Annotated in this window: 17 protein-coding genes and 1 riboswitch; of the genes, 6 read left to right on the forward strand and 11 right to left on the reverse strand. The window is 50.5% G+C overall.

The annotated features are described in order from the left end of the window. Nucleotides 1-3: 3 nt before the first annotated feature. From M0R33_RS02565 to M0R33_RS02590, 6 genes are all read right to left on the reverse strand, one after another. Nucleotides 4-1,446: an HDOD domain-containing protein gene (locus M0R33_RS02565; RefSeq protein WP_292564594.1), complete on the reverse strand. Its 1,443-nt coding sequence runs from the start codon at nucleotides 1,444-1,446 to the stop codon at nucleotides 4-6. Then, nucleotides 1,447-4,254 carry a valine--tRNA ligase gene (locus M0R33_RS02570; protein WP_292564597.1) on the reverse strand — a complete coding sequence of 936 codons (2,808 nt, stop codon included), beginning with the start codon at nucleotides 4,252-4,254 and terminating at the stop codon, nucleotides 1,447-1,449. It abuts the gene before it with no gap. Nucleotides 4,255-4,367: 113 nt separating this feature from the next. Further along, nucleotides 4,368-5,144 (reverse strand): hypothetical protein, encoded by a 777-nt coding sequence (locus tag M0R33_RS02575; protein WP_292564600.1) that lies wholly within the window; start codon nucleotides 5,142-5,144, stop codon nucleotides 4,368-4,370. Between the two features lie 18 nt (nucleotides 5,145-5,162). After that, nucleotides 5,163-5,624: a YqaA family protein gene (locus M0R33_RS02580; protein WP_292564602.1), complete on the reverse strand. Its 462-nt coding sequence runs from the start codon at nucleotides 5,622-5,624 to the stop codon at nucleotides 5,163-5,165. Nucleotides 5,625-5,650: 26 nt separating this feature from the next. Beyond that, on the reverse strand, nucleotides 5,651-6,574 hold the full coding sequence (locus M0R33_RS02585; RefSeq protein WP_292564605.1) for a copper oxidase: 924 nt from the start codon (nucleotides 6,572-6,574) through the stop codon (nucleotides 5,651-5,653). 141 nt (nucleotides 6,575-6,715) lie between these two features. Beyond that, complete coding sequence (locus tag M0R33_RS02590; protein ID WP_292564667.1) at nucleotides 6,716-7,309, reverse strand: hypothetical protein; 594 nt, start codon at nucleotides 7,307-7,309, stop codon at nucleotides 6,716-6,718. A gap of 293 nt (nucleotides 7,310-7,602) precedes the next feature. Between M0R33_RS02590 and pgi the strand changes: the two genes are divergently transcribed. Beyond that, nucleotides 7,603-9,243 carry a glucose-6-phosphate isomerase gene (gene pgi / locus M0R33_RS02595; RefSeq protein ID WP_292564608.1) on the forward strand — a complete coding sequence of 547 codons (1,641 nt, stop codon included), beginning with the start codon at nucleotides 7,603-7,605 and terminating at the stop codon, nucleotides 9,241-9,243. Between the two features lie 56 nt (nucleotides 9,244-9,299). Here pgi and M0R33_RS02600 read toward each other — a convergent pair whose 3' ends face one another. The 3 genes from M0R33_RS02600 to M0R33_RS02610 all read right to left on the reverse strand — a co-directional run bounded on the left by M0R33_RS02600 (nucleotide 9,300) and on the right by M0R33_RS02610 (nucleotide 13,227). Next, complete coding sequence (locus tag M0R33_RS02600) at nucleotides 9,300-9,977, reverse strand: hypothetical protein (RefSeq protein ID WP_292564612.1); 678 nt, start codon at nucleotides 9,975-9,977, stop codon at nucleotides 9,300-9,302. Nucleotides 9,978-9,986: 9 nt separating this feature from the next. Beyond that, nucleotides 9,987-11,945, reverse strand: coding sequence for a thrombospondin type 3 repeat-containing protein (locus M0R33_RS02605; RefSeq protein WP_292564615.1), 1,959 nt, complete (start codon nucleotides 11,943-11,945; stop codon nucleotides 9,987-9,989). A 160-nt stretch (nucleotides 11,946-12,105) separates the two neighbouring features. Further along, nucleotides 12,106-13,227, reverse strand: a complete 1,122-nt coding sequence (locus M0R33_RS02610) for a hypothetical protein (RefSeq protein ID WP_292564619.1) — start codon at nucleotides 13,225-13,227, stop codon at nucleotides 12,106-12,108. A gap of 69 nt (nucleotides 13,228-13,296) precedes the next feature. Then, nucleotides 13,297-13,380, reverse strand: a riboswitch (cyclic di-GMP riboswitch). A 552-nt stretch (nucleotides 13,381-13,932) separates the two neighbouring features. Here M0R33_RS02610 and M0R33_RS02615 point away from each other — a divergent pair. The 5 genes from M0R33_RS02615 to motB all read left to right on the forward strand — a co-directional run bounded on the left by M0R33_RS02615 (nucleotide 13,933) and on the right by motB (nucleotide 20,357). Beyond that, a complete protein-coding gene (locus M0R33_RS02615; protein ID WP_292564623.1) occupies nucleotides 13,933-14,760 on the forward strand; it encodes an undecaprenyl-diphosphate phosphatase in 828 nt (275 codons plus the stop codon). Nucleotides 14,761-14,818: 58 nt separating this feature from the next. Continuing rightward, complete coding sequence (locus tag M0R33_RS02620; RefSeq protein ID WP_292564626.1) at nucleotides 14,819-15,793, forward strand: calcium/sodium antiporter; 975 nt, start codon at nucleotides 14,819-14,821, stop codon at nucleotides 15,791-15,793. Nucleotides 15,794-15,795: 2 nt separating this feature from the next. Beyond that, complete coding sequence (locus M0R33_RS02625; protein WP_292564629.1) at nucleotides 15,796-18,480, forward strand: MMPL family transporter; 2,685 nt, start codon at nucleotides 15,796-15,798, stop codon at nucleotides 18,478-18,480. 101 nt (nucleotides 18,481-18,581) lie between these two features. Then, nucleotides 18,582-19,430, forward strand: a complete 849-nt coding sequence (motA, locus tag M0R33_RS02630; protein ID WP_292564631.1) for a flagellar motor stator protein MotA — start codon at nucleotides 18,582-18,584, stop codon at nucleotides 19,428-19,430. Between the two features lie 6 nt (nucleotides 19,431-19,436). Beyond that, nucleotides 19,437-20,357: a flagellar motor protein MotB gene (gene motB / locus M0R33_RS02635; RefSeq protein WP_292564634.1), complete on the forward strand. Its 921-nt coding sequence runs from the start codon at nucleotides 19,437-19,439 to the stop codon at nucleotides 20,355-20,357. On the opposite strand, the gene M0R33_RS02640 is transcribed toward motB, so the two are convergent. Continuing rightward, nucleotides 20,344-21,042, reverse strand: coding sequence for a hypothetical protein (locus M0R33_RS02640; RefSeq protein ID WP_292564637.1), 699 nt, complete (start codon nucleotides 21,040-21,042; stop codon nucleotides 20,344-20,346). The genes motB and M0R33_RS02640 overlap by 14 nt on opposite strands. Beyond that, nucleotides 21,027-21,239, reverse strand: a complete 213-nt coding sequence (locus M0R33_RS02645; protein WP_292564640.1) for a hypothetical protein — start codon at nucleotides 21,237-21,239, stop codon at nucleotides 21,027-21,029. The genes M0R33_RS02640 and M0R33_RS02645 overlap by 16 nt, the downstream gene beginning before the upstream one ends. Nucleotides 21,240-21,251: the final 12 nt, after the last annotated feature.

Genomic DNA, 21,251 nt, shown 5'->3' on the forward strand with positions numbered 1-21,251 from the left:
ACGTTAATGATTTTTCATTCGGTATAAAGTTAATCCGATCTGCGCTTGTTTTGCAAAATGCTTGGCCGCTGAAAAGTCTTCGACAGTCAACGCTTTATGTCCGATACCCCGGTCGCAATAAACCAAACCAATCGGTTTTTTCTCTACGTGAATCGGAAACACAAAACACTCGTGCCGGCCAAACTGCGCTTCAATTTGGTGGGTATAAAGCGTGCCGTGCTGGTTAGGCTTCAGCCAAAGCCCATCATGATCATACAAAGCATGAAATAGCAGATTACCCTTGGCTTCATTATTGTAGACACGAATTTTTTCATTAACATCGGACCTATTCCAACCCAAAGAAATTTTCTCGTTTAGGGATTTTTTATCCGGCCCAAGCAGCATAAATATCGTTCTATCCATTTCCACTCCACGATACACGCCTTCCAACACCATTTCAAACAGCACATTCAAATCGATACTACCACTGATATGCGAGGTAATATCCTGCAATACCTGAAACTGAATTTGCTTTTTATCCGGCTGCACATCCTCATGTAAAACGGCAACATATTGAATCCGCTCCGAACTGATATATTGCGATGCATCGTGCGCTCCAAATTGTTGAGCAATATCAACCGCCATCAAGGTATTGGCTTTGATTTTAGCCTTGATGCCTTCAAGAGTGCCGCCGCCGAGATGCTGTATCTTCCGCACACACGCAGCCATTTCTTCAGAATCGATACCCTGTTTAAGGGCCAGACAGATTTCACTACCCATACACACGGTCTGAACTCGCTCATCCACCGAATGAGGATGACTGATGGCCTCATGAATCAGCCCTCCCAAATGCCAGGACTTACTAAGTTTTTTACCTAAATCCTTCAGATAAAAGCCTAACACTTGCTTTTCGGCCTCCTCACCCTCCAAACCGCTCATCGCTAGTTTTTCGTGCATCCGGGCGGTTTTCCGGTTGCTGGAACACCAAAAAGCCACATGACCGACATTGTGCAGCAAGGCTGCTACAAACACCTCCTCGGGCGACTGGTCTCTCATGGTGATGGCAAACTCACGCGCTTGCACCGCCGCATGAATGGCTTGAGCAATTTCTCTATTCGCCCGATCCTTATTAGCAGGCGATAAAATCGATTCGAAAAAGGAACAGGCCAGCGTCAGCTCGCGAATCATATGCATGCCCAAAATGACAATAGCCCGGGAGATGGTGCTGATTTTTTGCCGCGACGGATTGTAATAAGGGCAATTGCCGACTTTCAGCAGTTTGGCGGTAAGGCTGGGGTCTTGCAAAATAATGGATGCCAACTCCATGGCACCCTTTTTTTTATCATCCATGGCGAAATAAATTTTTTGCGCCGTATTGGAAAAAATAGGCATTTCCTCTTCACGCAAAAGCTCCGCCCACTCCTCCAGGCCCTGGGGATGCGGATCACTTAAATCAGCTTTATCCATTTAAAGTGCTTTTATTTTGATGTGCTGCTCGTTGAGATTTTTCAACGACGACTGCAAACCGACCAATTTTTCTCGCTCTTTGCTAATGACTTCTGCAGGGGCTTTATCCACGAATGCAGCATTATTCAATTTACCTTCGATGCGCGGCAACTCCTTTTCGATACGCTGAATTTCTTTTTCCAACCTGGCAAGTTCAGCTTCTTTATCGATCAAGCCGGCCATGGGAATCAGTATTTTCAAATCGCCGACCAGCGCAATTGCCGATTCCGGCACATCATCGTCCGCATTCAACCAGGCAATACTTTCCAGACGACCCAGTTTCAGCAAATAGCTTTCGGCTTCCCGCAAATTGGCTCGATCGGCGCCACTGCCGTTTTGCAGCAAGACATTCAAGGGCTTACCCGGCGCTATATTCATTTCGCCACGAATGCGGCGAATACCCAGAATAAAGTCCATAACCCATTGGATCCGCTCTTCCGCGGCTAAATTAATCGCCTCAAGCTGCTTTTCCGGATAAGGTTGCAACATGATAGTGGCGGCGGTCACGCCTGCCAGTGGCGCTACACGTTGCCAGATTTCCTCGGTGATAAACGGCATGATGGGGTGCGCCAGACGCAAAATATTTTCCAACACCTTTAATAAGGTTTGCCGTGTCCCTCGCTGCAGAGCCGGATCATCGCATTGCAGGGAAATTTTCGCTAATTCCAGATACCAGTCGCAGTACTCGTTCCAGGTAAACTCATATATTGCCTGTGCGGCCAAATCGAACCGATAGCTATCGATGGCTTCGCTGGTAACAGCGATGGTCTGGTTCAGTCGCGACAGAATCCACAAATCGGCCTGACTATAGCTGCACTCGGCGCAATCGATGCCGTTATCCTGATCTTCGGTGTTCATCAACACATAGCGGGCCGCGTTCCATAACTTATTACAGAAATTGCGGTAGCCTTCGGTGCGCTGCAAGTCGAAGCGGATATCGCGACCGGTCGAGGCCAGCGAGGCAAAGGTGAAGCGTAACGCATCGGTACCGAACGACTGAATGCCATCGGGAAATTGCTTGCGGGTGGCTTGTTCGATTTTTTTGGCCAGATGCGGTTGCATCATGCCGGCAACCCGTTTTTCCACCAACGCTTCCATGTCGATGCCGTCGATGATGTCGATCGGATCCAGCACGTTGCCTTTGGATTTGGACATTTTCTGCCCCTCGGCATCGCGAACCAGTCCGTGGATGTACACTTCTTTAAACGGCACTTCACCTTGAAATTTCAGCCCCATCATGATCATGCGGGCCACCCAGAAGAAAATGATGTCAAAACCGGTCACCAGTACACTGGTCGGATAATGCATCGCCAATTCTGGGGTTTTCTCCGGCCAGCCTAAGGTAGAGAATGGCCACAATGCCGACGAAAACCAGGTATCCAGCACGTCCTCATCCTGATACAGCGGATAATCGCCCGCCAAGCCGTGTTTTTCCCGAACTTCCTGTTCGGAATGGGCTACATAAATATTGCCTTGATCGTCATACCAAGCAGGAATGCGGTGGCCCCACCAGATTTGCCGGGAAATACACCAGTCCTGGATATTGCGCATCCATTCGAAATAGGTATTTTTCCAGTTGTCCGGCACGAATTTGATCGCCCCTGTTTCCACGGCTTCGATAGCAGGCTGGGCTAGTGGGGCGATTTTGACATACCACTGGTTGGTCAAGAACGGCTCAATCACCGCTCCGGTACGATCGCCGCGCGGCACCATCAATTTGTGATCGGCAATTTTTTCCAGTAAGCCTTGGGCTTCCAAATCGGCAACGATTTTTTTACGGGCATCGAAGCGGTCCAAACCAATATAGGCTTCCGGGATTAATGTATATTCGTCGTCATTGCCTCGCACGGCCGCATCCACCGTGAAAACATTGAGCAATCCGCCGTGGGGCAGGTCGGCGATGGCCGAGATATGTTTGTGGCGAGACCAGACTTCATAGTCGTTGAAATCGTGGGCCGGGGTGATTTTCACGCAACCGGTACCGAACTCGGGATCGACATATTCATCGGCAATAATGGGAATACGGCGACCGGTGAGCGGCAGTTCGACGAATTCGCCTAGCAAATGTTTGTAGCGTTCGTCTTCCGGATGAATCGCCACCGCCGCATCGCCCAGCATAGTCTCTGGACGGGTGGTCGCCACCAATACATGCCCCGAGCCATTGCTCAGCGGATAACGCATATACCACATGGAGCCGTTTTCTTCTTCGGACAGCACTTCCAAATCGGACACAGCGGTATGCAGAACCGGATCCCAATTCACCAGGCGCTTGCCACGATAAATCAAACCTTCTTCATAAAGCTTGATAAATACTTCCTGCACGGCGGCGGACATACCGTCATCCATGGTAAAGCGTTCTTTCCGCCAATCCAGGGACGACCCCATGCGTCGCAATTGCCGGGTGATGGTGCCGCCCGATTCTTTCTTCCATTCCCAGATTTTTTCGATAAAAGCCTCGCGACCATAATCATGCCGGGTTTTGCCGTCGGCATTGATTAAACGTTCAACCACCATTTGGGTAGCTATCCCGGCATGGTCGGTACCCGGCTGCCATAAGGCGTTATAGCCTTTCATCCGGTGATAACGAGTCAATGCGTCCATGATGGTATCCTGAAACGCATGCCCCATGTGCAAGCTGCCGGTGACGTTGGGCGGCGGGATCATGATGCAATAAGAGGCGGCGTCGCGATTAGCGGCGAAATAGCCGCTCTGTTCCCAGAGTTGGTACCAACGTTGTTCGATTGCGTGCGGGGAATAGGTTTTTTCCATGAGATAGTCAGATGAGCTTAATTCAATAAACGAGGAGGTATTTTACCTGTAAAACGCGCAGCGACCAGGTTTTACAACTTAGAACACGAGTACAGTCAATAAGTAAGTAAGGCTTATTTATCTATCATCGCCCGCTGATCGCGCAGAAAACCGGCTGTCCGCGTCAGTAACGCCAGCAAGGGGGCCGCACCGGCGATGGCAACCGCGTCCACCAGACAGTACCAAGCCGCCACGCCGCTGGGCGGATTGCCTTGCGGTAACTTTGAGGCCGGATCAATCACGGCCCAGGCCCAGGTCCCGGCGCTGGTACCGACAATTTCCAGCCAGGAGGTAATAAAAAACGCACCTAAATACACCATTGGCGAACGGCCTTTGAATAAGTAGATCAAAAACACAGCAAATAGCACGGCACCGATAACATCCTGCCGTTGCGCCCAACCGCTAATCCCCCAAAACGCCCACAACCCGCAGACAATCACCACAAACACGGCAATCCGCCGGGCATGACGCATAAAAAGCCCTGAACGCCCCAGCGCCACGGCCGTCAAATAAACCAGCCCGTGTCCGGCGGGTACGTAAGCCGGTACATTCTCAAAACGGTAAACATAGCCCTTCATATAAATCGACGCAAAATACTCACCCAGCACTGCAAAGGCTACCGCTACCGCAACTTGAGTACGTACATATTTGCATTCGTCGCGCAGCAAAGCGATTAAAAAAAACCAGCCTAAAAACGCCAAGACGTACTGCATGAACTGCGGTGCAAAACCATCGGTGGTCAGACAAATCGTGGTGGCCACGAAGGTAAAGCAGGCTATGAAATAATCGCGCCGATTATGATCGGCGGCGACACCGGCAGGCGGAAAATGAGGAAGCGAAAAAAACGTCATCTTTGGATTTACAAAAAATTAAACAAATGCGTATGCTACTGCAATATAACGCAGTGCTTTACCAAAACAAATAGCAACTATTGAAGAAAACAGCGACAGTTTCAACCAACCGGCGGCAAAACATAAACCGTCGCCCACTATAGGCAACCAGGAAAACAACAGTGCCCAACTTCCCCAGCGCCTGACTGTCTGCAAGGATTTACGCTGTTTGCCCGATAACACTGCTTCAGCAGGAAATTTTTTAGCCGCCCATAGCCCCAGCCACCAGGTAGTCAAAGCACCTAACGTATTGCCGACCGTAGCAACCACAACCAGCTGTTCGACTGCATGCTGCCGGCTGTCAACCAGATAAGCCAATACCGCCTCCGAGCCACCGGGGGCTATTGTGGAAGAAATAAATGCACTGATGAACAGCCCAACTACGCCAAACGTCTCCAACTGCAATTTCTTTCTCCCATAAAAAAGCCCCTGAAACAGCATGTTTCAGGGGCTTTCAATCGTTTAGTTTATTTATCCGGCAATGGAATGGCTTTTTTACTTAAAAATTTTTTCAGCAACTTGCTTATCATATTCATCACAAAACCAATGACTTGAGAAACCCATTCAAATACAGTAGCGATAACTTCTCCCACGCTCATGCCTTTAAAACGCTTTGCCAGGAAAGGGGCAGCCAATAGCCCGATTGCCAAACCCACCACACCGACGCCCGACAGAAAAGAATCATCACCCGCCGCGCCGCTATCCCCACTTTGCGAGCTAGGTTTGGATGCCGCAGCTTCCATGGCTGCGTTCGCTACCCTGGCTGCCGCCTCTTGGGCTTCAAACGCTTCGGCGGAAAACGGTTTACCGCTGTAATCATCCGGGAATACGCTGGCAGTCAGACCTGGAATGCTGGGCAAATCTTCACCGCCTTTACCCACTTTAAACTGAGCCTTCATACCCTTTTCCATATGCTGAGCAATATCGCAATGCACCAGATAGGTTTTATCGCCGGGTGGCAAAATCAGTGTGCCGGAAACGCTGCCCGGGCCGCTCACTTCCAGATGAAACATCCCTTTCGGATACAAATATTTAGGCAAGCCGTGCATCATCCATTGATGGCGAATTTCATCATCGTTAACAAAATGCACCGTCAGTTTGGTACAAGGCTCGAATTGATATTCCTGTTGATCAAAGGCCCACATGGTACCCGGAAATTTTTCGGAATATTTATGTCCGGCATGCACGGTGATTTCCTTGGTTGCCACAATTTTGTCGCAGCCGCCAGGCAAAGTATCCGTGTTTTGCCCCATAACCATGCCGCCATCCATATCCATCAAGTGGCCGTCGCCATGATTCATCATGTTGTTGTGCTCCTGAAACTCTTTCGCGGAAACACCGAAAGCAGACAGTGCACAAACCAGAGCGGCAATTGATACTGTTTTGACCATTAGAGCAATTCCTCTATTTCAAAGTCGAAATTTAACAACTTGTGTGACTAACTAGTGATAGATATAGCGAACAACAACCCAACCAAAAAAGCACGGCCTCATTTCGCCTATTTTACAAAGACAGAATGAGGCCGGATAAGTTTAAAATTCTTTCGCTTTGCCCATCAATTCGTCGACTTTACGTTTAAAGCCTGCGTTAGACAGATAGAAAATGTACAGACCTGCAAATAATACCAGTACATACAAGCCTATACTGCCTTTGCTGGTAGGTTGACCGCCACCGGCTTTGAAGCTCATGTGCGCGTCAAGACGCTCACCGCTATCTTGCAACAAGGTAATATGGATCAGATATTTACCGGCTTCAGGCACGCCATTGGGTAAATTCAGGATTACGGTACCTGATTTGTGTTTTTTAGGTGCTTCATAGAACACCCGAGTGCCTTCCGGCTCTTTAGTGACCTCAAACTCAACCGACATACCACGGTAGCGTTGATCTTGGTAATCGAACACCAATTGGATCAATGAGTCGGTGTCAGGAATGTTGCCGCAGAACTCTTCGGCCGGATAGGCTTTAGGTTGGTATGCGGTGTAATGAATCCAATGATCTTTTTCCAGCTCAAACTTACACTGGTCGGTATCTGTACCTGCAGCGCCACCGTGCGCCCATGCAGTAGCGGAAAAAATCAGCCCGACGAGAGCAAAAAGACTATTTCTGAAAATACGCGTTGTTTTCATGTTTACCCTTCCCGTTGTTAATGTTTTATTATTATTCATGCAGTTAAGCACGATACGATTTGGGGCTGCACCCTTAAACTAGGATTTGCAATCCCACCAAAAATCACTTCTAACTCTAGCACATCGCCCATGGCAAATAAAGCCATTACTTATATGGCATTCCGCGCCCAACCGCTTTACGGATTTTTTTTTGTCATCAAGGAAACACAATCCTTATAATGTGGGAATACCCTTTCAATTGCACATAAGTCAGAATATTTAAGGGCTCCCTATCTGGTTTATCACAAAAAAATATGTCCAAATTAATCGACTCTCCCGAATGGAACGCTGCTAAACAACATCACCAAGACATTTCCGGCAAATTTTGCATGAAAGAGGCTTTTGCCAGTGACCCGCAACGCTTTGATAAGTTCTCCGTCACCTTTAACGATTTATTGTTCGATTACTCGAAAAACCTGATTACAGAACAAACCATGCCTTTGCTGATCAACTTGGCAAACCGGGCTGAATTGCGCACTAAAACCGAAGCCATGTTTTCGGGCTCAATTATCAACACCACCGAAAAAAGAGCGGTTTTGCACACGGCTCTAAGAAATCGAGGCAATAGCCCGGTGCTGTTTTGCGGCCAGGATGTCATGCCGGAAATCAATAAAGTGCTGACAAAAATGCGCGGTTTCACCGAACAGGTACGTTCCGGCGCCTGGACAGGCTATACGGGTAAACGGATTACCGACATCGTCAATATAGGCATAGGCGGTTCCGACTTGGGCCCGAAAATGGTGGACACCGCACTGGCGCCGTACGGTTTGGAAGGGATGAAAGCTCATTTTGTATCGAATGTCGATCAGACCGATATAGTCGAAACCTTAAAACCGCTCAATCCGGAAACCACTTTATTCCTGATTTCCTCGAAAACCTTTACCACCCAGGAAACCATGACCAACGCCCTCTCGGCGCGTAATTGGTTTTTTAATACGGCAAAAGATCCCGTTCATATGTCGCAGCATTTCATTGCCATCTCAACCAACGAAGAAAAGGTCAAAGAGTTCGGCATTGATCCCAACAACATGTTTGAGTTTTGGGACTGGGTAGGCGGGCGCTACTCGCTGTGGTCGGTGATCGGCATGTCCATTGCGTTGTATATCGGCATGGACAATTTTGAAGAATTATTGATGGGGGCTTATCTCGCCGACGAACATTTCAGGCATGCACCTTTTGAAGAAAATATCCCAGTCATCATGGGTTTACTCGGCATTTGGTACAACAACTTTTTCGAAGCCGAAACCTACGCCATTCTGCCTTATGCCCAATCGCTAAAGTATTTTGCCGACTATTTTCAGCAAGGCGACATGGAAAGCAACGGCAAAAGCGCCACTATTAATGGCGCTAAAGTCGATTACAACACCGGGCCGATTATCTGGGGCCAACCCGGCACCAATGGCCAACATGCGTTTTTCCAACTGATTCACCAAGGCACCAAGTTGATTCCCGGCGACTTTCTGGCCGCGGCGCAAAGCCAATATGACCTGCCGGACCATCACGACATCCTGATTTCCAACTTCCTGGCCCAGGCGGAAGCCTTGATGCGCGGTAAAACCGAAGCGGAAGTCAGACAGGATTTAAGTCACCAGCCCGACCTGGATGACGCCCTGATCGCTTCCAAAATATTCGAAGGCAATAAACCCTCGAATTCATTTCTGTTCAAAAAACTGACCCCTAGAACGCTGGGTACTTTGATTGCGTTTTATGAGCACAAAATCTTTGTCCAGGGCGTTATCTGGAACATCAACTCCTTTGACCAGATGGGCGTGGAATTGGGTAAAGTGCTGGCCAAAGCCATTTTACCGGAGCTGAAAAATGAAGACGAAATCGACAGCCATGATAGCTCCACTAATGGTTTGATCAACACTTATAAAAAATTACGCAAGGCATGATTTTCGTAACGAAGCTCATTTAAGTAAGAATTAACCCCGACAAAATGGGGTTCCGGCTATTTCCGACGGCTCATCGACCCCAGCATACCGGCCAAACCGACTCCGAACATCCATAGCGCGGCAGGCAAAGGCACCACACGCACTTGACTGTCGACATAATTCACATCAACCAAGGTACCGCCCGGTAAGGTAAATCCAGTGTCGTCAAAAGCCGGATTCCCAAGGGTTATCGTTGTTTCCGAGCCCAAACCGCCCAAAATATTGAAGGTAAACGATGCAATTGCAAAAGACGTTCCAGCATCGCCGGGCGTTAATTTATTTAGAAAAACATAATCAATACTTCCTGAATTATCATCGCTAACAAAAGCGCTATCCCATGGCGGATTGGCAACTGTACTCCCAACATAACGCAACACTGAGGGATTCCAATTTAGCGAAAAGGCGGCCCCATCAGGTCCCAGGGTAAAATCGTATCCTCTAAGATCCAATGTCAACGTGTCGCCCTCACGGGCATTGATAAGACCGCCCTGACTAAACATCACAGTATTCGGCGCTAAAACTGCAGCTGAAACAGGAGCCGCAAACATGACCAGGATGACTAAACCACTAACAACCGCAAGAGGCTTCTTAAAAATTTTGTTCATATATTCTCCAAGTTTATTTGATGTTGCTTTATTCATTTCAAAATTTACTTTTTCGTAGGAAATCGACCCGGCGTCATGGGCCGATCCCATTTAAAAATATCAGGGCGCCACTGCAGATGGCCCCGGTGTTTTCCCCAAATATCCCTTTGCGATACTTAAATCGGTTGGATCGACGATCCCATTTCCATTCAAATCCTCATGGCCGTTTGGAGATACTTTTCCTAGCAAGGCTTTCAGTTTTGAGAGATCGGTAGGATCAACCACCCGGTTCTGATTGAAATCCGCATCGCAGATATTGCCGTAGCCGTCGCCATCGGTATCGCGCTGATTGGCGTTGGCGACCAGCTTACAGTTGTCCAGATTATCGGCTACCCCGTCGCCGTCGCTATCGACGACCGGCGCAGTCACCGTATCGGCAAACTCGGTGCCAGCGATCACGGTCGATTTTTGTGCGGACGCATCGAACATGGTTTTGAAGTCCACTACTTCCGGCGTTGTTGTGTCGACAAACAAATCCTCTGCAAAGGCATACGACAGCGTTTGATAGACCAATTCGGCTTTAATCGTATAATGACCCGCCGGCAACCCGCCGATTTGGTAACTAATCCGATCGCTGCCGCCGACGAAGTTGGCGTCGGACAAAGCCGCACCGACCACGCGCACATCATTTGAGGCACCGGCCTTATCGAAACCAATGGGCAGGATTCGATTGTCTTTCAGATACTCTTTGCCGCGCAGCAAGGTGTAAGTCACTTCGCCAAGGTTATTACCCATAATCGCTTCGTAGACCTGAACCTGCTCCTCGGAGGTGATTCGGTCGTAATGCGGTTCGAAAGCGACCCCGTTCTCGTCGGCAGCCACACCCTTGATACTGCCATCAGCATTGACCTTGCCGGACTCCCAGACGATTTGATTCTGCGCATTCATCACCGCGACATGCACAATCGCCCGCCTCGACGGATACCCGGTTGGCAGCTTATGCCCAGTCGCACTATCGATTTGTAAGGTGAAGTCCAAAGCCCCCGCCCTATCGCGTTGCTCGATCACGTTTACCGTAGCCGCGCTTTTCAGCATAGCGTCTGTTTTGGCGATGGTTTCCGGAAAGTGGTTCGACAATACGCCCAACTGAGTTTTATTGTTGCTCAAGATATCCAGCATCAATTTATTGGCGCCCACCAGATCGTGAACGGCAAAATTATCACGCGGGCCAAGCCACATTGGCATCGTCGAGATGGATACGCCATCGGTATGCGTCATATGGCAAGCCTGGCAGCTTTTTTGGCTGACATAGCTGCTCTGCTCCCATTCCATATACGGGGTTTGCTCAGGAAACTCGGTTTCAGGTGTGGTACTCAACACAGTGCCGTTTTCATCGACATACGGCGTTTTCAGGTTATGGCAGGACGCACACAATTTGGAATCCTTAATATGCGCAGCGTAAGTCGGCTTATAACCGGTATGCATAATCATGGGATTAGGAAATATAGCCGTATCACCGGGACCACCGAACGGACCAAAAATGGTTTTGCTGTCATTGATCGAATAGTTGCCGGACATCGTCGCTGAACTGCCTAGTGCCGGTGTAGCCGGAATTTGATGGCACAAGGTACAACTAACCCCATCCATCGCCGCATCGTGCATGGCATGCTCTGCGTTCAGGATACCGCCATCGAAAATGGTTTGGCTGGCAATGCTGCCATCTTTTTTGGCCTCGGTATTCGCCATCGGCGCGTGGCATTTACTGCACTTGTCGTTGATCAAGGACTCCAGTTGCGGATGCTTGGCAAGTTCGCTACGTACCTTGGCCCGCCAGAACGGATCGCGGCTGGAATTGGCCATCATGGTCGACGACCAGTCGGTGATTATTGAAACGTCTGCGCCGTTTTTATCGACGATACCGTTGTGACACATCGCGCAGTTTTGCGAGCCGGAAAAATGCGTAGTGGTAAATAACGGATTCCCAGCGGAGGCCGACTCGGCGGCAAACGTTTCGGCGGCAGCTAGCGACACCGGCGACATAGCCGCCAATATCAGCATGATTATATTTAGGTGTCTCATGACGTATCTCGAATAGCTAACGGGGTTGAACGTCCCGTTCAGCCCCGCCGTAAATGATGTTTGTAACTATGCAGCGAAAAACTGATTCCGCCCCTCTCATCCCGGCCTTATCCCGGCGGGAAAGGGGGTGAAATGTCTCGCTGAACGGTTACATTATGTTTCAACCGAAGCGACGCTTAGCGCGGCCGAGACCGATAAAACCGAACAGGGCGCTACCGAATAGCCAGACTGCGCCCGGTATTGGAACCGCCGAGACGTTGCCGACTAGATTGAGAGTCAATTGATAGCTATGTCGAGTGCTGCTGGCACCAAAATCCGCATCAGACAGGTTAAGCAAATATTGCGCGCTAAATGCGCCGGTATCGGCGGTCAGCAGATTGGCTACGAAAGCTTGGCTGCTACCTTGCGACAAATCAAAAAATGTGGATAAGCCGGTATCGAATACACCGGTATCTCCGCTGCCGATTACGCTATCCAAATCCAAACCGATTCGATCGGCAGCCGCCAAATTGAACAGACCGAAGTCCAGCAAAGCACTGCTGTTTTGGGCGACATTGCCGAAATCCAGGGTCAAGGAATGCGACTCGGCACTACCGTCGAAAGACGCCAAGGCGTGCAGCAAGTAACTATAATCGGCTTGCAAGGTACCAGACCAGTCGACGCTGTAAGTGGTCGATGACCCCGCACCCGCTTGTCCCATAACCGACGAAAGAGTAGTGGTTGCGGATAAGGTCGGTAACGAAAGCGAGGCATTAACCGAACCATTTCCCGCATAATCATTCAGATTCTGTTCGTCGGCTCCGACGTTTGTAGAGGTGGCGGTAGCCGCTGAGGTCTGCGGCCCCCAGCTGCAATTAATTGCTCCGGTCGGCCCCATGGCCAGACTGCAGCCGGAGCCAGCTTGGGTCAAATTTGGAGCAAAGCTGGCGCTGATGCCGACAGCAGACAACAAAGCGTCGCTGGCACCGCTTCCGCTGGCGGTTCTACCCGGCCCATTGTTTTTATTGCCGACACCGCTGATGGTTTGGGTGCGATTTGAATTCAATTGCAGATTTACGTCGGTCAACACGCCGACAGCAGCATTAAACTGGCCTAACCCCACACTGGCAATAGTCGCGCCATTATTCGAATTGGTCGCGGACAGTACGCCCGGACCCGTTGCCGTCACCGACGCGCTGCCATTAAAACCAACCGGTCCGCTAGTCGTGGTCAAAGCCGCCTGGGAAACGCCGCTGACACCCAGTAACACGGCAATTGCTGTTAATTGAAAGTTTGTACTCATAATTTTTCCATTGCTGATTCCATTAAACTAAGTCCGTGATATGCGGCATATGCCACACCCCTATCACATGGGAGCAATCCAGCCATCTTGCTGTTTACCGCAAGACCCGCGACTTTCCGACCCCGCTTCACAGCCGGATTGGCGATAGATGCCTCTGGTTTTCGCAACTTGTTGCCGCGAATTTTGCAGTTCGCCGCAACCAGCCAGGAATAGTCATCTCTAACAATATTCGAACGTAGAAATACTGTTATTTTCTAATCTATCAAAATATGTGCCACTTCTTTCACATCGCGTAATCCGTTGCTTACAAACATATAATTTTTTAATTTGGTTTTTCGTCCTCAAAATCAGGCCCGAAAAATTATGTTATTTGCCACTCATACTGTGTGAATACACTCAGTTTTAGTTCGGCAACACCAGCGACAACCCTACGTAAATCCGCTCGGACGTCAGTAAAACCAGCATCACAATTGTCCCGACTCACGCACAACCTCAGGTTTAAAAGACGTTCTAGTCGCTGTCAACAACCCGCTTCGGCCTAGTTTTACTCTCCCTAAAGTTATGTACGGATTGATATTTCGACTATAATCCCGACCCGTTTGCATGGCATTTTGCCCTGCCCATCATTAACCCTTTCTATCAATAATTACCTGATCAACATGCTGATTTTTCCCCATGTGCCGATTCGGTATGGAGTCTGCCGATATGGACATTGAAATACTGATCAAATCTCTCATCCTGGGCGTAGTTGAAGGCCTGACGGAATTTCTCCCCATCTCCAGCACCGGCCATTTAATTCTGGCGGGCGACCTGCTCGACTTTAACGACGAAAAGGCCAAACTATTTTCCATAGTGATTCAAGTCGGGGCGATATTGGCCATTTGCTGGGAATACCGCGTCAAAATCGCATCAGTACTTTCCGGCCTGACCAGCGACAGGCAAGCGCAAAAATTCGTGCTGAATCTGGCCGTCGCTTTCATCCCGCTGGCCAGTTTGGGCTTGCTGTTCGGCAAACATATCAAAGCCTTGTTGTTCAAACCGATTCCGGTGGCGCTGGCCTTTATCGTTGGTGCTTTTGTCATCATCTGGGCGGAAAAACGCGAACACAAAATCCGGGTAGACAATGTCGACGACTTGAGCATGCTGGACGCCTTTAAACTCGGCGTTGCCCAGGCTTTTGCGCTGATTCCCGGCACCTCGCGATCCGGCTCCACCATCATCGGCGGCTTACTGTTCGGTTTGTCGCGCAAGGCTGCAACCGAATTTTCGTTTTTTCTGGCCATTCCGACCTTGATCATTGCCAGCCTTTACGATCTTTACAAACATCGGGATTTACTACATGTCGAGAGCGACGTAGCCTCCTTCGCCGTTGGCTTGATAGCGGCTTTCATCAGCGCTTTGTTCGCAGTCAAAGGCTTGCTGCGCTACATCAGCCATCACAATTTCATCATTTTCGCCTGGTATCGCATCGCATTCGGCCTGATCGTGATAGGCACTGCGTATAGCGGTTTAGTGCAATGGACGGTTGATTGAGCACCGCAACTGAACGACAACCCAATCTTCCACGCTTTTTTGTTTTTATAGGTAAGTTATGGCATTGCCACTGTTGATGATCGTTTTGGGACTACTCATTTTGGTCTGGAGTGCCGATTTGTTTGTCGAAGGCGCGGCAGCCATTGCCCGTTATTTAGGCATGTCGCCCTTATTGATCGGCATGGTCGTGGTCGGCTTCGGCACCTCCGCTCCCGAGCTCTCGGTTTCCGCCTTGTCGGCCCTGCAAGGTAACCCCGGTATTGCGCTGGGTAACGGCTATGGCTCCAACATCACCAACATTGCCTTGATTCTGGGCATCACCGCCTTAATCAGCCCCATTGCCGTGCATTCGCAAATCTTAAAAAAAGAACTGCCGATTTTGTTATTGGTGACCTTGTTTGCCTTTGCCCAACTCTACGACGGCGAATTTTCACGTCTGGACGGTGCCGTGGAATTGATTGTGTTTGTAGGCGTCATGGCCTGGATGACCTTACAAGGCATGAAACAACACCGCACCGACAGCTTTGAACAGGACATCGAAACCGAACTGGAAGCCCATGCCATGTCCGCCTTTAAGGCTTGGGTTTGCCTGATTGCCGGCCTGGTTTTGCTGGTGGTCAGTTCGCGCATGTTGGTTTGGGGCGCCGTCTCGGTCGCGACGGACCTGGGCGTCAGCGATTTAATCATTGGCCTGACGGTGGTGGCCATCGGTACTTCGCTACCCGAGCTGGCCTCATCTGTGGCCGCCGCCCGCAAAGGGGAGCACGAGCTGGCGGTGGGCAATATCATCGGCTCCAATCTGTTCAACACTCTGGCCGTAGTAGGTTTGGCCGGCGTCATCCAACCCATGAGCATCCCCCCCGACATTATCAACCGCGATTGGCCGCTGATGACTTTGTTGACGCTGGCTTTATTTGCGATGGGTTACGATCGTAACGGCAACGGCAACATCAACCGCTGGGAAGGCATCGTTTTGCTGGTCACTTACGCCGGCTACACCCTGTATCTGATTAATACCGTGGTGAGCAATTAAGCATGCCGATGGAGACCCATTTACGTAATCTGGCCTTCCGCTGGAGTAACTGGCTGATGTATTCGCCGGCGTTATTGCTGGCAAGCGCGGTGCTGTTAGCGTACTTTGCCGTTCAATACACCAGCCACCACCTCACCATCAATACCGATACCGCCGAGCTCATCGCCCCCGAATCGCAATTCCAGCAAAACCGCCGTAAATTCGAAAAAGCCTTCGGCCAGGATATACATACCCTGTTGGTGGTCATAGATTCCACCAGCCCGGAACTGACTAAAGCCGCGGCGCAGCGCTTGGGCCGCGAACTGCGCGCCGATACCCGGCACTTCAGCCATGTCTACCGTCCCGACGAAAATGCTTTTTTCCACCGTAATGGCCTGCTGTATCTGGATACCGACAAATTGCAGGATTTTTCCGTCACCCTGGCCCAAGCCCAACCGTTCATCGGCCGCATCTCGCAAGATCCCAGCCTAAACGGTTTTTTCTCGATTTTTGAAGACGCCCTGAATGCGGAAAACAAAACCGGCGAAGTACCGATTGATTTAACCTCGCTGATCGACAAAGTCAGCCTCTCGCTACATAAAACCCTGAATGGCGAAACCGACTTGCTATCCTGGCAAAAACTGATTGCCGAAAACAACATCAGCGAAGCGCAGTCAGACAAAGCCTTTATATTCGTAACGCCCAAATTCGATTTCAGCCGAATTCTGCCCGCTGAACCGGCGATCAACGCCATTCGCAGTGCTGTCGCCAAAATTCAGGACCCGAATTTACCGACGGTCAAAGTATGGATTACCGGCGAAGTGGGTCTGGAACACGACGAAATGGCCGGCATGAGCGAAGGCACGTTTACTGCCAGCATTTTCTCGCTGGTACTGGTGTGCATAATCTTGCTGATTGCCTACCGTTCCTGGCTGTTGATGCTGGCCACCTTGCTAACCTTGACCTTGGGCATGATCTTTTGCGGTTTGTTTGCATCGGTGGCGGTCAAGGAACTGAATCTGATTTCCGTTGCCTTTGCGGTCTCCAATATCGGCCTGGGAGTGGAATACGCCATCCATTTTTGCCTGCGTTACCGGGACAACCTGGATTTGCACGGCAAAAATAAACTCAGGGCCATACATTCGGCGGTGCTCGACACCAGTCCGTCGCTGATTTTATGCGCCGGCACCACTTCGATCGGCTTGTACGCCTTTGTCCCCACCGACTACCAGGGCATATCCGAACTCGGCCTGTTGGCCGGCTCCAGCTTGTTCATTTGTTTGTTCATCACCCTGACCGTATTGCCGGTATTATTGAAAATCCTGCCGACTCCCGCCATCCATCCGCTAAAGCGCGGCGAGCATCCCGGCACCTCGAAAATTTCTTTGTGGCTGGCGTCGTTTACCCTGCATTACGCCAAACCCATCACTTTGGCAACCGCGCTGTTAACGCTAGTGGCCATCTATCTGGTGTTTCAGGTCAAGACCGACTTCAACCCCATCAATCTGCGCGACCCGCATACCGAATCGGTAATTGCCTTTAAAGAGCTGCTGAAAGCCCGCGACACTTCCCCCATGACGTTGACCGTATTAGCGCATTCGGAAGCCGAAGCCCGCGCCATGCAAAAAAAACTCGGCAACTTAAGCACCGTGGATAAAACCGTCAGCCTGTTCGATTTTGTGCCCAAGGACCAGGAAACCAAACTGGAAATTGTCGACGACATGATGATGACGCTGGGCCCGCAAAGCCAGTCTTTTCCGCAACTGAAAATGGGCACCGACCCCAAGCCAAGTATTCTGCGCATGATTGCGGCCATCGACGCCAATCTGCCTAACAAAACCGATCCGGTGGAAATCCGCTCCCTACAAGCCTTCCGACACGAGTTGCAAGACGTATTGATCGAGCTTAACGCCCGATTTCAACCCGATCGCGGCGTGTTTATCGAAAAAATACAGACTTCGTTATTAGGTACCCTGCCCACCATCATGAACCAGTTGTTGATGGGTTTTCAGGCCGAACAGATCGAGCCATCCAGTATTCCGCCAGAAGTTAAGGAACGCTGGTTAAGCAAGGAAGGCCTGTACCGCATCCAGTTGTTCCCCAAGCAAGACTTGAACGATCTACACCATTTGCAAGCGTTTATTACCGAAGTACAGGCCATAGCCCCCGACGCCACCGATTTGCCGGTCATGTATTGGGAATCCATGAAAGCCGTGCTGGCGGCCTTCCAACAAGCCATCATCATTGCCCTGACGGCTATTGCGCTGCTGCTGTTGTCCATCCGCCGCAGCATCGTCGACACTCTGTTGGTGATGACGCCGCTGATATTGGCCGGCCTATTCACCATGGCCAGCACCGTATTTACCGGTACGCCCATTAATTTTGCTAATATTATAGCCCTGCCCTTATTGATGGGATTGGGTGTCGACAATGGCATTCACATGGTGGAAAAGCTGCACCACTCCTTGTCGGAAGATCAAAACATTTATCAGTCCAGCACGGCGCGCGGCATGTTTTATGGCGCATTGACCACCATATCCAGTTTTATAGGCCTGGCTTTCTCCCCGCATCAAGGCATCGCCAGCATGGGTTTGGTCATCACCATAGGTATTTTCTGGATCATGACCAGCACCTTTGTACTGTTACCGGCCATTAGTAAATTGGTGCTAAAACCGAGAGTCATCATGCACCAACCCGAAACCACATAAACAGGCGCTAAGTGCTACTACTTTTTGGAGCAATTGAATGTCCGACAACCCTCTGCCACACTTATTTCGTTCCATAGTTAGATTTTTTTGTTGAGGCCAGCATGTTGGTAATCTTCGGTTATGTGGTGATTTTAGGCTGCGTCTTGGGTGGGTTCGCGCTTGGCGGCGGACACGTGGGAGTGCTTTTTCAACCGGTAGAATTCTTGATTTTACTCGGTGCCGGCAGCGGCGCATTTTTGGCCAGCAATTCGTTAAGCACCATCAAAGCCTCGTTAGCCGGCGGCTTCGGTACCTTAAAACCCAGCCCTTATAACAAAGACTATTACCTCCAACTATTAATGAGCTTCAACGCCCTTTGCCAAAAGGCTCGTAAGGAAGGATTTTTGTCTTTGGAAAAAGTGGTGGACGATCCGGATTACAACGGCATTTTCGGGGAAAATGTTGCTGCGGACCATCACTTGATGGAGTTTATTTGCGACAAACTTCGGCTGATCCTGACCGGCGTCGATTACAACCAATTGGAAGATATCATAGACGCCGAACTCGACGTACACCTTGAAGAAGGCCACGTGCCGGTCAGGGCCGTGCAACGGGTAGGAGACGGCATGCCGGCTTTTGGCATCGTCGCGGCCGTCATGGGGGTGGTGCACACCATGGAATCGGTAGGCATCCCGCCCACGGAGCTAGGCAAACTGATTGCCGCCGCGCTGGTGGGAACGTTCCTGGGTATCCTGGTGGCCTACGGATTCGTCAACCCAGTAGCGGCCGTCATGGAAAACCGCCTGGAAGACCAGCTGAATGCCTACAAATGCACTCAAGCCGGCCTACTGAATTGCGCCAAAGGCACCTCGCCGACCATGACGGTCGAATTCATGCGCACGATTATCCCGCACCATGTTCGCCCCGATTTTCTCGAATTGGAAGAACAACTGAAGGCCGGCAAAGGGTAAGCCAGGGTGGCCGAAAGACCCATCATCATCAAAAAAGTCAAGAAACGGGCTCGCCATGCCCATCACGGCGGTGCCTGGAAAATCGCTTATGCCGACTTCGTCACCGCGATGATGGCGTTTTTTCTGCTGATGTGGTTGCTGGGTTCCACCGACGACACCACCAAAAAAGGCATATCCCAATATTTCAATGACCCGTTTGGCGTCAACATCAGCAGCTCCGGCGAAGGCATAGCCGACCGCGCCTCGCTGATCCAGGCCGGCGGCTCCGATTTGTCTTCCAAAGATGACGGCCAAGTGCATCTGGGTCAAACGCCCCCGCCGCCCGTCACCGAAAAAACCCCGGAAGACATCGAAAAACTGGCCGAACAGCAAGAGCAACAAAAGCTGGAAAAACTGGAAGCAAAAATAGAATCCATGCTGGATGCCAACTCCAAACTGGCCGAATATCGCGACCAGATCAAGCTCGAAACCACTCCGGAAGGGTTAAAGATCCAAATCATCGACGCCAAAAACCGGCCCATGTTCAAACTGGCCAGTTCGGAGATAGAAGATCACGCCAAAATGATTTTGCGCGAACTGGCCCCGGTCATCAACGAGCTGCCCAACAAGGTTACCGTGAATGGTCACACCGATGCACTACCCTTCCCCAGCAATAAATTAGGCTACACCAACTGGGAACTCTCCAGCGACCGCGCCAATGTGGCCCGCCACCAACTGAATCAGGGCGGATTGACTGAAGACAAGATTTTACGGGTCGTCGGCCTGGCATCCAGTATTCCCTACAACACCGACAACCCTGAAGATCCGATGAACCGGCGCATTTCCATTATCGTCATGAACAAAAAGACCGAGAATCAGGTGATTCATGAAGGCGCAGAGCTTGACGCGTCCTCCGTCCAACCCATCACTATCCCTAATCCGAACTAAGTTCGTCGTACGGCTCTTCAAGCCACCGCCAAGTCGAATCGCTTAACCGCTCATCCAGGTCTTTACCGGGTGCGCATTGACCTGAAAAATAGACTGCCACCCGTTCCGGTGCGGTACTTAACTGCATATAGTTATTACGGTAAATATCCAGCGCATTTTTTCTGGCGACAAGATCCGATACGCCCAGTAATTTGGCGGTTCGGTAATTTCTTTGCACGGCTTGGCACTCGGCTCTGGCTTCGTTGAGTTCACCGCGCACGTGCATGCTTTCGTGGCTCAGCATATTCAAACTGTGCAATTCCTGCCGGCTGGCCCGCTCCGGGTGGTCCAGATAATCCATCAGCGTTGCGCACCATGGATGCTGAAAGACGATTTCACCGGTTTCCGGGTTGGCGTGTCCGGCGGCAAAGGGATCGTTATCGAACATGGCGTCGATCGCCGTGTTGCAATGAAAATAGGCGGGATGCGACTCCGCCAATTCAGTCGAGATCAAGGATAAATGCCGTTCGAAGTGCCAGTAATACAACGGACGCCAGACAAACAACCCCGCAAAAATCAAGCAAACCAACAGATAAGGCTTGTAGACCGGTTCCGGCCGGCCGTAACCCGGCCGGGCCACCATGGCGCCCTTGATTTCCCGAAATGCCAGCCAGCAAAAAAAGCCTGAAATCAACAACCAAACCATCCGGCCCCCTTAGCCTGACAAAGCGACGGGGCAATCAACGCCTCCGGTTCCGGTAAATTATTCAGCTCGGTCGAGGGTGTTTGCTTCAGCCAGAAATTATCCGCACTGGCGCTGTCGCGGCCCAGGATTGGCCCATAGCTGAATGTGCGCCGGCGGCCTTCGAGGAAACCTTGTTGCGGGCATTGATTGAACGTCATACTAGACCATTG

Source organism: Methylomonas sp., assembly GCF_023228165.1.
Lineage (GTDB): Bacteria > Pseudomonadota > Gammaproteobacteria > Methylococcales > Methylomonadaceae > Methylomonas.